The sequence below is a fragment of the Pseudomonas sp. 11/12A genome, from assembly GCF_000800055.1.
GTDB classification, from domain to species: domain Bacteria; phylum Pseudomonadota; class Gammaproteobacteria; order Pseudomonadales; family Pseudomonadaceae; genus Aquipseudomonas; species Aquipseudomonas mohnii.
Genome location: NZ_JUGV01000001.1, coordinates 2431212 through 2443522, shown reverse-complemented (window position 1 = coordinate 2443522; position 12311 = coordinate 2431212). Strand labels below are relative to the sequence as shown.

9 protein-coding genes and 2 riboswitches are annotated in these 12311 nt (G+C 62.0%); of the genes, 5 read left to right on the top strand and 4 right to left on the bottom strand.

What is annotated here, in order from left to right:
* The first annotated feature begins 25 nt into the window (after positions 1 to 25).
* Together GQ39_RS11195 and nfuA are read left to right on the top strand one after the other, a co-directional pair.
* On the top strand, positions 26 to 2323 hold the full coding sequence (locus GQ39_RS11195) for a fatty acid cis/trans isomerase (RefSeq protein ID WP_047529775.1): 2298 nt from the start codon (positions 26 to 28) through the stop codon (positions 2321 to 2323).
* Between the two features lie 227 nt (positions 2324 to 2550).
* Positions 2551 to 3135, top strand: coding sequence for a Fe-S biogenesis protein NfuA (gene nfuA / locus GQ39_RS11190; protein WP_007959519.1), 585 nt, complete (start codon positions 2551 to 2553; stop codon positions 3133 to 3135).
* A 109-nt stretch (positions 3136 to 3244) separates the two neighbouring features.
* On the opposite strand, the gene cobM is transcribed toward nfuA, so the two are convergent.
* From cobM to GQ39_RS11170, 4 genes are all read right to left on the bottom strand, one after another.
* The gene (cobM, locus tag GQ39_RS11185; protein ID WP_047529769.1) at positions 3245 to 3991 is read right to left on the bottom strand and encodes a precorrin-4 C(11)-methyltransferase; all 747 of its coding nucleotides are present in this window, start codon (positions 3989 to 3991) and stop codon (positions 3245 to 3247) included.
* An 83-nt stretch (positions 3992 to 4074) separates the two neighbouring features.
* Positions 4075 to 4488, bottom strand: a complete 414-nt coding sequence (locus tag GQ39_RS11180; RefSeq protein WP_047529767.1) for a cobalamin biosynthesis protein — start codon at positions 4486 to 4488, stop codon at positions 4075 to 4077.
* Positions 4485 to 5189, bottom strand: a complete 705-nt coding sequence (locus GQ39_RS11175; RefSeq protein WP_047529765.1) for a CbtA family protein — start codon at positions 5187 to 5189, stop codon at positions 4485 to 4487. The genes GQ39_RS11180 and GQ39_RS11175 overlap by 4 nt, the downstream gene beginning before the upstream one ends.
* 11 nt (positions 5190 to 5200) lie before the next feature.
* Complete coding sequence (locus tag GQ39_RS11170) at positions 5201 to 5395, bottom strand: CbtB domain-containing protein (protein WP_047529763.1); 195 nt, start codon at positions 5393 to 5395, stop codon at positions 5201 to 5203.
* 120 nt (positions 5396 to 5515) lie between these two features.
* A riboswitch (cobalamin riboswitch) is annotated at positions 5516 to 5740 on the bottom strand.
* Positions 5741 to 5943: 203 nt separating this feature from the next.
* Positions 5944 to 6155: riboswitch (cobalamin riboswitch) on the top strand.
* Between the two features lie 96 nt (positions 6156 to 6251).
* Here GQ39_RS11170 and cobW point away from each other — a divergent pair.
* The 3 genes from cobW to GQ39_RS11155 all read left to right on the top strand — a co-directional run bounded on the left by cobW (position 6252) and on the right by GQ39_RS11155 (position 12311).
* On the top strand, positions 6252 to 7319 hold the full coding sequence (gene cobW / locus GQ39_RS11165; protein WP_047529762.1) for a cobalamin biosynthesis protein CobW: 1068 nt from the start codon (positions 6252 to 6254) through the stop codon (positions 7317 to 7319).
* Positions 7320 to 7322: 3 nt separating this feature from the next.
* Complete coding sequence (gene cobN, locus GQ39_RS11160) at positions 7323 to 11165, top strand: cobaltochelatase subunit CobN (RefSeq protein ID WP_047529760.1); 3843 nt, start codon at positions 7323 to 7325, stop codon at positions 11163 to 11165.
* Between the two features lie 147 nt (positions 11166 to 11312).
* On the top strand, positions 11313 to 12311 hold the full coding sequence (locus GQ39_RS11155) for an ATP-binding protein (protein WP_047529758.1): 999 nt from the start codon (positions 11313 to 11315) through the stop codon (positions 12309 to 12311).

The window sequence follows — 12311 nt, the reverse complement described above, 5'->3', positions numbered from 1 at the left end:
TTTTTTAAAGATTGGGACCAGGGACATGTCGTATCGCGTCGTCATCAGCATTGCGTTGTTGCTGTTTAGCTGGGGCGCCGTCGCGCAAAGTCCCGCTGTATCTAACGGCATTTCCTACACGCGCGACATTCAACCGATCTTCACTGAAAAATGTGTGGCCTGCCACGCTTGCTACGACTCCGCCTGTCAGCTCAACCTGGGCAGTGGCGAAGGCGCGGCACGCGGCGCCAGCAAAATCCCGGTCTATGACGGTGATCGCAGTCAGGCAGCCGCGCCGACCCGGTTGTTTTATGACGCCTTCGGCAAGCGTGCCTGGCAGCAAAAGGGCTTCTATTCAGTGCTCGACGCCCAGGGCAGTCAGGCCGCGCTGATGGCGCGGATGCTCGAGTTGGGCCATAAGGCGCCAATGCAGCCCAATGCCAAGCTGCCCGAAGACATTGTCCTGGGTCTGAATCGGGAAAACACGTGCGCCATGCCGGCGGAGTTCGATGCCTATGCCGGTTCCCACCCGAAGGAGGGCATGCCGTTGGCGGTGACGGGGCTGACCGATCAGCAATACCAGACGTTGCAGCGCTGGCTGGCCTCTGGCGCGCCCATCGATGAGCAAGGCCTGGCGCCCAGTGCGAAAGAAGCCTTGGAGGTGGTGCAGTGGGAGAACCTGCTGAATGCGCCGGGTGCGCGACAAAGTCTGGTGGGACGCTGGTTGTTCGAGCACTGGTTTCTTGCGCACATCTATTTCAAGGATGGCGAACCCGGGCATTTCTTCCAGTGGGTGCGTTCGCGCACGCCGAGCGGCCAGCCTATCGATCTGATCAACACCCGCCGGCCCAATGACGATCCCGGCACTCAGATCTATTACCGCCTGTGGCCGGTACAAGGCGTGATCGTGCACAAGACCCACATCACCTATCCGCTGAGCGCGGCGAAGATGGCGCGGATCAAAAGCCTGTTCTACAACGGCAACTGGCAGGTCAACGCGCTGCCGGGCTATGGGCCGGAACGCCGGGCCAATCCGTTTACCACCTTCGAAGCCATCCCGGCCCAGGCGCGTTATCAGTTCATGCTCGATAACGCCGAATATTTCGTACGCACCTTTATTCGCGGCCCGGTCTGCCGGGGTCAGATTGCCACAGACGTGATTCGCGATAATTTCTGGGCGCTGTTCCAGGCCCCGGAACATGACCTCTATATCACCGACCCGAACTACCGCGGCCAAGCGACTCCATTGTTGGCAATGCCGGGGCAGAACGATGACGTGGGCAGTGTCCTGAGCCTGTGGCATGACTACCGCGACAAGCGCAACGCGTATGAAGCCCTGCGCCGCGACAGCTACGCGGACTTGCGGCCGCCGAGCTGGTCGAGCCTGTGGGCAGGCAATGACAACGCCTTGTTGAGTATCTTTCGACATTTCGACAGCGCCTCGGTGACCAAGGGCCTGATCGGCGACGTGCCGCAAACCATCTGGCTGTTCGACTTCCCGTTGCTGGAGCGCACTTACTATCAGTTGGCGGTGAATTTCGATGTGTTCGGCAACGTCTCGCATCAAGCCCAGACGCGCTTGTATTTCGACCTGATCCGCAACGGCGCGGAGCAGAACTTCCTGCGCCTGATGCCGGCCAACTCCCGCGACGATTACCTGGACGACTGGTACCAGAGCAGTGGCAAATTCAAGATGTGGCTAGACTACGAATCGATTGACAACGACACGCCGACGGCGCTGAAACTCGATCCGAAGGACCCCAAGCGTGATTTCGCCATGCAGTTGCTGGCGCGCTATGGCGAGCTCGACGCCAATCCGGATCCGATCAATCGCTGCGACGGTGCCTATTGCTCGCGACCCAACATCGATCCGGACCTGCAGGACGCCGAACAAGCCCTGAGTCGTCTGACTTCGCGCCCGGCGGCCGGACTCAAGGTCATCGACCAGTTGCCTGAATCGACCATGCTGCGCGTCGAGACTGCGAGTGGCCAACGTGTGGTCTACAGCCTGTTGCGCAACCGCGCACACAGCAACGTGGCGTTCCTGATTGGCGAGTCGCTGCGGTATGAGCCAGGGCTCGACACGCTCACCATTTATCCGGGGGTCATGAGCAGCTACCCGAACTTCATGTTCAACATTCCCGCCGAACAAGTCCCGGCCTTTGTCGACGCCATGGAAAACGCCAAAGACGCCGGCAGCTTCGAGAGGATTGTCGATCGCTGGGGGGTAAGGCGCAGCCATCCGCAGTTCTGGCAGTACTTCCATGACCTGAGCCGCTATATCCATGAGACCGATCCAGTTGAAGAGGGCGTGCTGGACATGAATCGCTACCAGAATCTTTGATCGATTTTTGCAAGGCGCCTGATGTCCTGATCTGTGTAGCGACCATCGGATCAGGATCGTTGGAAAGCCGCGATTGGGTGGTCAACTGCAGCTATCGGTGGTTTAAAGTCTCGATTGACGGCGAATAGCCGGGTGAGGCTGCTCCTGTTCTTTCCTGACAAAAATACTGGGACTTTGTGCGGCGCGATGATTGGCGTAAACTGCGCCCAAGCCTGCGAGGAGTTTCCATGACCGCTATAACCATCACCGACGCCGCCCACGATTATCTGGCTGATCTGCTCTCCAAGCAGAACACCCCGGGCATTGGCATCCGCGTCTTTATCACCCAGCCTGGCACCCAGTACGCCGAAACCTGCATTGCCTACTGCAAGCCGGGCGAAGAAAAACCCGAAGACACGGCGCTGGGGCTTAAAAGCTTTACCGCTTACATCGATTCGTTCAGCGAAGCTTTCCTGGACGACGCGGTTGTCGACTACGCCACCGACCGTATGGGCGGCCAACTGACCATCAAGGCGCCAAACGCCAAAGTCCCGATGGTCAACGCCGACAGCCCGATCAACGAGCGCATCAACTATTACCTGCAAACCGAAATCAACCCTGGGCTGGCCAGCCATGGTGGTCAGGTCAGCCTGATCGACGTGGTTGAAGACGGCATCGCCGTTCTCCAGTTCGGCGGTGGTTGCCAGGGCTGCGGCCAGGCAGACGTCACCCTGAAGGAAGGCATCGAGCGCACCTTGCTCGAGCGTATCCCCGAGCTCAAGGGTGTTCGTGACGTGACTGACCACACGCAGAAAGAAAACGCCTACTACTAAGGCGTTCGCTGCGAAATTAAAAAACGGCGCCCGTGAGCGCCGTTTTTTATGGGTGTTCGATAACCTGTGGCGATCCGACAAGCCCCCTCGCCACAGGATTCAGCAGGGTTCAAGGTCGATAGAGATGCGCATGCCCCGCGCGATACAGTGATGACTCACTGAAATGGTCACTGCCCAGCACCCGTCCCACCAGGATCAATGCCGTGCGCCGAAACCCCTTGGCCTGAACCTTCCCGGCAATGTCTTCCAGCGTACCCACCACCCAATCCTGATCCGGCCAGGTCGCCCGGTGAATCACCGCGATCGGGCAATCCGCGCCGTAATGCGGCAACAATTCGGCGAGAATCTTTTCCAGATGATTGACCCCCAGGTGAATTGCCATGGTCGCTCCATGCTGCGCCAGGCTGCCTAATTCTTCGCCGGCCGGCATCACGGTTTTGTCGGCGTATCGGGTCAGGATCACACTCTGTGAGACGTCGGGCAGGGTCAGCTCCGCCCCCAAAAGCGCTGCGCAGGCGGCCGTAGCGGTGACCCCGGGAATGATTTCAAAGGCAATGCCGAGTTCGCGCAGGTAGCGAATCTGCTCGCCGATGGCGCCATACAGGCTCGGGTCGCCAGAATGCACGCGAGCCACGTCCTGGCCCTTGGCGTCGGCGGTCTTGATCAGGTCGATAATCTGTTCCAGATGCAGTTCGGCGCTGTTGACCACCTGCTCGGCGCAATGCCCCTGCAGTACTGCGGCGGGCACCAGCGAACCGGCATAGATGATCACCGGGCAGCTGCGAATCAGCCGCTGGCCTTTGACGGTGATCAGCTCGGGGTCGCCAGGACCTGCGCCTATGAAGTAGACGGTCATCGTCGATTCCTGTGGGAAAAAGGGGCTGGGCAAGGCAGCAGATGAAGATTGCTCATGATCGAAAGCGCGGATTATCGAGGATTTTACGTCGAACAGGCCAATGCGAAGGTGGCCTGGGCATATTTTTGCCGCTTAATCAGTAGTTTGGCCGGCGAATGGGTTAACTGTTCGGTCAGGGCCAGGGCGGCACTTTCCGCGATGCCGTAGCAGCCGGTTCGCTCGAAGGCGATCTGCGAATGATGGCTGAGTTGTGGCTCATAGCCGGCCAACTGTTCGCTGCTGAAATACGTCAGTGGCAGCGCGAGTTGCTCGGCCAGTTCGACAAGGGCCGGCTCATCTCGCTTCAAATCGATACTGGCCAGGGCCTTGATCTGATGCAGTTCGATCTGGTGCGCTTGCAACGCCTGATCGATCAACGCCCGTAACGTGGTGACGGGGCAGCCCCGTTGGCAGCCCAGGCCGACCACCAGGGTCGGCGCTGTGCCGGTATCGGTCATGCGTGGTATTGGCCATCGCTCTTGCGGCGGAACAGCCAGGCGCTGATCAGGCCCAGGGCCAGCCAGAACGCGACGTTGGTCAGCTGCGAAGCGATTTTGAATTGGGTTTCCAGTGCTTGCGGTGCCAGCATCGAGTGCACGTCCGGCTGCGGCGCGCCAATCACATGGGGGACGGCAATGATGGCTGCACCGAGGACTTTCATCAGCCAGTGCCGGCTGAACGCGATCAGCGCGATGCCGACTGCGGTTGAAGCGGCGGTGCCAATCCACCAGGTCTGCCGTTGCGCCAGATCGGCAGCGGCGGTGCCTGGCAGTTCCGGTGGCAGGCCAAGGGTCGGCGCGAGCACGAAGGTCGCGTAACCGGCCAGGCCCCAGAGCAATCCCTGAGAGGTTTTGGTCGGCGCGCGCAAGGTGTACAGACCGGCGAGCATCAGGGCGAAACCGACAGCCACCACCAGATTGCCGCCGGTGGTCGACAACACGCGCTGCCAGCCGTTTTCCGGCTCCCAGGCTTCGGCATCGTGGGTGTGAGCGGCGACGCCAGCGGCATGTTCATGGACTTCAACAGCAGCGGGTTCGGATTTTTCGTAGGTTTCGGCCTGCAAAATCAACGGAGCGACCCAGAAGCTTTGCAGCAGGGTCAGCAGCAGGGCGGCCAACAGCCCCGTGAACCCCGCGGTTTGCGCGATACGCTTGATCATGTCGACAGGTCTCAATGGCACGGGAAGGCAGCGCTGTGACGGGTATCGTGAGCAGCGTTGTGAACGGCTTCGATGTGCGAGAAACCGGCGAAATACACCAGGCACGCGCCGAGGATCGACGCACACACGGCGGCGGTCAGGCGTTGAGTCAGGGTTGTGGTGCTGCTGGTAGTGGTGCTGTGGCCGGTGCTGCTGATGATCGACATGGCGCATCCCTCAGTTCTGTCAGCGGGGAATGGGAGCGCATGCAAATCCCTGCACGAGCGAGCGCGCAGAGGTTCGAACAGCGCCCGCCCACCGCGGGTTTGTCATTCAGTGATAGTAAGGTTCACTTTGTGTTGCGGGCCGGTCTCCGGGCTCACGAGGGGTGCTGGCTATCGCCTGACCTGCAAGCATCACCTTCCCATGCCGCACTGGCACAGTGGATCTGACGCTTCGCTCGCTTACCGTTGCGGGGGCAGCACCGGACTGACATGGCTTTAGAGTAAAGCACATGATTCACCGGTTTCCCGTTTCACCCTGTGAAGGGCACCCGTAACAAGGGGTGTAGGAGAGCATGGGCAGAGGTGGGGCGTCAATTGGCAAGTGTTCTCAACACGGGGCCGAGTTGCTTCAATCGCGAGCAAGCTCGCCCCCACATTTGACCGCATTTTTCTCAGAGAGCCCGATCCCTGCGGGAGCGAGCTTGCTCGCGATGACGGCGTTCAGGTGCTGTAGAACTCAGCATGAACATTGACCCGCCCCAAGACGATGCGTAGCCTTGCGCTTTCGAGGTTCTTCGGCGTTTGCCGAAGCTAAGAAGGGAACGCGGTCGATGCCGCGGCTGCCCCCGCAACTGTGAACGGTGATGTTCGCTGCCACGCCACTGCACGCTCAGGTCCTGAGCCCGCGGGAAGGCGCAGCCAACGCCAGTCAAGCGACTGGCACGCCGTCAGCCAGGAGACCTGCCTCGAACAAATTCTCACTACAACCGGGCGGGGTGATCCGGTGGCGAACGCATCCGGCGCACAAGCGTTGCCGGTACTCGTCCCGTATGCCCGCCACCTTGCCAAAGGGCATCCGATGAAAACACTGGCCAAACTCCCCGTCACCATCGTTACCGGCTTCCTCGGCTCGGGCAAAACCACCTTGCTGCGGCACATGCTCGACAACGCTCAAGGGCGTCGCATCGCGGTGATCGTCAACGAGTTCGGCGAGCTGGGCATCGACGGTGAAATCCTCAAGCAGTGCTCCATCGGCTGTACCGAAGAGGAAGCCAATGGTCGCGTCTACGAACTGGCCAACGGCTGCCTGTGTTGCACCGTTCAGGAAGAGTTCTTCCCGGTGATGCGCGAACTGGTGGCCCGTCGCGGCGATCTCGACCATATCCTCATCGAAACCTCCGGCCTGGCGCTGCCAAAGCCGCTGGTCCAGGCCTTCCAGTGGCCGGAAATCCGCAGCGCCTGCACCGTTGACGCGGTGATCACCGTGGTCGATAGCCCGGCCGTGGCCGCCGGCACCTTCGCCGCGTTCCCGGATCAGGTAGACGCCCAGCGCAAACTTGACCCGAACCTGGACCACGAATCGCCGCTGCACGAGCTGTTCGCCGATCAGTTGTCCAGCGCCGACCTGGTGATCCTCAACAAGGCTGACCTGATCAGCCCGGAAGACCTGGCCCGCGTGCGCCTGGAAGTCGCTGAAGAGTTGCCGCCCGCGGTGAAAGTCATTGAAGCCAGCAGCGGTCGCCTGCCACTGGACGTTCTGATCGGCCTGGGCGCCGGTTCCGAAGAACATATCGATAGCCGCCACAGCCATCACGATCATCACCACGACGATGATGATCACGACGACCACGATCACGACGCTTTCGACTCCATCTCCATCGAACTGCCAGCCTCTGACGAGAGCTTGCTGATGGACGCGCTGACGCAACTGGTGGTCGAGCACAGCATCCTGCGGGTCAAGGGCTTCGCGGCAATCCCGAACAAACCGATGCGCCTTTTGATCCAGGGCGTGGGCACTCGTTTTGACAAACACTTCGACCGTCAGTGGGGTAGCGATGAAGCGCGCACCACACGTCTGGTGTTGATCGGCCAGGCGCTGGACGCCGCGCTGCTCGAAACACAATTGCGCGCCGCGCTCAGCGTATAAGTCATGCACCTGCTCAGGACCCAGCCCGGCGGTTTCGTGTCGGACGACAACATTGCCGACCTTGGACAAACTCCCGCCGAGCTGGTGATTCTGTGCAGCGGCGATTCCAGCCTGGCGCTGCTCGCCGAAGCGGCCCAGCAGTTGCCTGACGATTACCCGAGCGTGCGCCTGGCCAACCCGATGCAGGTGCAGAATCACGCTTCGGTCGATTTGTACGTCGACGAAGTGCTGCGCCACGCCAAGGTCATTCTGATCTCGCTGCACGGCGGCATTGCCTATTGGCGTTATGGCGTCGAGCGGCTGGTGGAGCTTTCCCAACGTGGGGTGCAGTTGATTCTGGTGCCGGGCGATGACCGTCCCGACCCGGAGCTGAGCGACCTCAGCACGGTGAATGCGCAAGAACGCGACCGGCTCTGGCACTTCCTGCGTCAGGGTGGCATGGGCAATGCGCTGGACCTGTTTCGCTGCCTGGCCAATCGCTGGCTGGGCCGTGATTACGCCTGGTCCGAGCCGCAAGCCTTGCCACGCACCGCGATCTATCACCCGCACAAAAGTCCCGCGCAACTGAGTGATTGGCAAGCCGAATGGCGGGCCGGTCAACCCGTGGCGGCGGTGCTGTTCTACCGCTCGCACTTGCAGGCGGCGAACACCGCGTTCATCGATGTCTTCTGCCAGCGGTTGCAGGCGGCGGGATTGAACCCGTTGCCCATCGCACTGGCCAGTCTAAAAGAGCCCGGCTGCCTTTCGGTGGTCGAGGACTGGCTGGACGAGGTCTGCGCCTCGGTGATTCTCAATACCACCGGTTTCGCACAATCGAGCCCTGAAGCTCCGCATTTGCGTCCTTTTCGCCGCAACATCCCGGTGATCCAGGCAATTTGCGCCCAGGATAACGAGCCGGGATGGCGAGCAAGCGAGCAAGGGCTCGGCCCGCGTGATCTGGCGATGCATATCGCACTGCCGGAACTGGACGGGCGGATCATCAGCCGACCGATCAGCTTCAAGGATCTGGCCTGGCGCAGTGAGCGCAGTCAGTCCGATGTGGTCTGCTACCGCGCGCAACCGGAACGCATGGACTTTGTCGCCGAACTGGCGCGGCGCTGGATTGATCTGGCGCGGCTGCCGAATGCCGAAAAACGCATAGCGCTGATTCTCGCCAATTACCCGACCCGCGACGGGCGTATCGGCAATGGCGTCGGTCTGGATACGCCGGCCGCGGCACTGAATATCCTCCGTGCATTGCAGGCCGAAGGTTATCCATTGCCGGCGCCGTTGCCGGACAGCGGCACGGCGTTGATCCAGCAACTGCTCGGCGGCGTCAGCAACGATCTCGATACCCTCGACCAGCGCCCGTGCCAGCAAAGCCTGGCCATGGACGACTACCTGCAGATGTTCAACGCGCTGCCCGAAGCCAACCGCCAGGCAGTGCTACAACGCTGGAGTGCACCCGAGAGCGATCCGATGTGCCGCGCCGGGCGGATGATGATTGCCGGGTTGCGTTTCGGCCTGACGTTCGTCGGCATTCAACCGGCGCGGGGCTATCAGGTGGACCCGAGCGCGGTGTATCACGACCCGGACCTGGTGCCGCCCCATGGTTATCTCGCGTTTTACTTCTGGTTGCGCAACACCTACGGCGCCCACGGCGTGATCCACGTCGGCAAGCATGGCAACCTCGAATGGCTGCCGGGCAAGGGTGTCGGGCTCTCCGAACACTGTTGGCCGGACGCGCTGCTCGGGCCGTTGCCGAATGTCTATCCGTTCATCGTCAACGATCCGGGCGAGGGCGCCCAGGCCAAACGACGCACGCAAGCGGTGATCATCGATCACTTGATGCCGCCGCTGACCCGCGCCGAAACCTACGGACCGCTGCGCAATCTCGAACTGTTGGCGGATGAGTACTACGAAGCGCAACTGCTCGATCCTCGGCGTGCCCGCGAGTTGCAGCGCGACATCCTGCAGCTGGTGCGCGACACGCACATCGACCGCGAACTGCAACTGGACGAGCCACTCGACAGCGATGCCGACGCGGCGATCTGGTTGCCGCGTCTGGACACCTACCTGTGCGATTTGAAAGAGTCGCAGATCCGCGATGGCCTGCACGTTTTCGGCGAGTCACCGACCGGGCGCCTGCGCATCGACACCTTGCTCGCACTGCTGCGCATTCCCCGTGGCGATGGGCGTGGCGCGCAATCAAGCCTGCTCAGGGCGCTGGCGAAAGCGTTTGAACTGGGGTTCGATCCGCTGGATTGTGCACTGGCCGAGCCGTGGAACGGGCCGCGTCCGCATGCGTTGTTGTCGATCAGCGATGAACCCTGGCGCATTACCGGCGACACCCGCGAACGCCTGGAACTGTTTGCCACACAACTGATCTTGCAGGCGCTGGATGCCCCTTGTAGGAGCGAGCCTGCTCGCGAGGGTGTGTCAGTTGACATCAAGGTGGCTGACACACCCTCGCGAGCAGGCTCGCTCCTACAGGAGGCCGGTTGGACCGAGGTACAAGCCATTCTCGACAACCTGCGCGAAGTGGTCGCACCACGCCTGGACGCCTGTGGCCCGGCCGAAATGCGCGGCCTGCTCGATGCCCTGAGCGGGCGCTTCGTTCCGGCCGGCCCCAGCGGTGCACCGAGTCGCGGGCGCCTGGATGTGTTGCCGACCGGGCGCAACTTCTATTCAGTGGACGTGCGCAACCTGCCGACCACCACGGCATGGCGCATCGGTTTCCAGTCAGCCAACCTGATCCTTGAGCGTCACCTGCAAGACCATGGCGATCACTTGCGCCAGCTCGGTCTGTCGGTGTGGGGCACCGCGACCATGCGTACCGGTGGCGACGACATCGCCCAGGCCATGGCGCTGATGGGCGTGCGTCCGGTGTGGGCGACCGGTAGCCAGCGGGTCGACGACTTCGAAATCCTGCCGCTGAGTTTGCTCGACCGCCCCCGCGTCGACGTGACGTTGCGCGTCTCGGGTTTCTTCCGCGATGCCTTCGCCAATCTGATCCGCCTGTTCGACGCCGCCGTGCAAGCGGTTGCCGCACTGGACGAGCCGGATGATCTCAATCCGCTGGCGGCCAAGGTTCGCGCCGAGCGTGAAGCATTGTTGCAATCGGGACTGGACGAAGACGCGGCCAGACGCCAGGCGGGTTGGCGCATCTTCGGTGCCAAGCCCGGCGCGTATGGCGCGGGCGTGCAGGGTGCCATTGACGGTCGCCTGTGGCAGAGTCGCGAGGATCTGGCCGAGGTGTATCTGAACTGGGGTGGCTACGCCTACGGCGGTTCCGACGAAGGCACCGCTGCCCGCGAGCAGTTCGCCCAGCGCCTGAGCCAGGTGCAAGCGGTGCTGCAAAACCAGGACAACCGCGAGCACGATCTGCTCGACTCTAACGACTATTACCAGTTCCAGGGTGGCATGTTGGCCGCCGTGGAAAGCCTCAGTGGTGCAACGGCGGCCAGTTATCACGGCGACCATAGCCAGCCGGACCTGCCCAGAATCCGCACGCTCAAGGAAGAACTGAACCGGGTCATCCGCTCCCGGGCGGCCAATCCGAAGTGGCTCGAAGGCGTCAAACGTCACGGCTACAAAGGCGCGTTCGAAATGGCCGCGACGGTCGACAATCTGTTCGCCTTCGACGCCACCACCCAGTTGATCGACGATCATCAATACGCGCTGCTGGCGGATGCGTATTTGCTCGACGCCAATACCCGTGACTTCGTCCGCGAGCACAATCCCCATGCCTTGCGCGACATGACCGAACGCATGCTCGAAGCACAACAGCGGGGCATGTGGAAAGAGCCGGGCGCGTATCGCGAGGCGCTGGAGAATCTGTTGCTGGATATAGAAGAAGACAGTTAATACACCGCCGACCCTGTGGGAGCGAGCTTGCTCGCGATGGCGCGTCAGTCACATCAATAGCCACTGACACAGCGCTTTCGCGAGAAGGCTCGCTCCCACAGGGATCAAGATGTTTGTGAAATCACCGACCATGACCGAGATTGAACAATGACCGATACCCCCCATTTCCCGCTCTCCGCCGTGGTCGGCGCCGACGATTTGAAACTCGCGCTATGCCTGACCGCCATCGACCCGAAGATCGGCGGTGTGTTGATTGAAGGTCCGCGCGGCATGGCCAAGTCGACCCTGGCCCGAGGCCTGGCGGACCTGTTGGCCAGCGGTCAATTCGTCACCTTGCCTTTGGGCGCCACTGAAGAGCGCCTGGTGGGCACGCTCGATCTCGACGCCGCATTGAGCGAAGGTCGCGCGCAATTTTCCCCGGGCGTGCTGGCCAAGGCCGACGGTGGCGTGCTCTACGTCGATGAAGTGAATCTGCTGCCCGATCACCTCGTCGATCTGCTGCTCGACGTGGCCGCCAGCGGCACCAACCTGGTCGAGCGCGACGGGATTTCCCACCGGCATTCGGCGAAGTTCGTGTTGATCGGCACCATGAACCCGGAAGAGGGCGAGCTGCGCCCACAACTGCTCGATCGTTTTGGCTTGAACGTTGCCCTCGGTGGCCATACTGTGCCGGCCGAGCGCGGGCAAATCATCCGGCGGCGCCTGGACTTCGACACCGATCCGCACGGCTTCTGTGCCCAGTGGGAGAGCCGGCAGCAGTCCCTGCGCGAGCGTTGCCAGCAGGCGCGCAGCACATTGGCCAGCATTGCCCTCGACGATGACGCCTTGGCGCAGATTACCGAGCGTTGTTTTGCCGCCGGCGTCGACGGGTTGCGCGCCGACCTGGTCTGGTTGCGGGCGGCGCGGGCCCATGCTGCCTGGCGCGGGGCGCGTGCCATCGCTGTGGAAGATATCGATGCGGTCGCCGAATTCGCGTTGCGCCATCGCCGTCGCGAGCAAGTGCCACCGGCACCCCAACAGCAACAGTCCCACGCCGGTCAACAGCCAAACGCCGGCGAAGGCCAGGGGCAGTGGGGCGAAATGCCCGCTCAGGCGCTGCCGGTCGGGGCTCGTCGTGAAGTGCCGAGCTGGCCAAAAAAGCCCTAG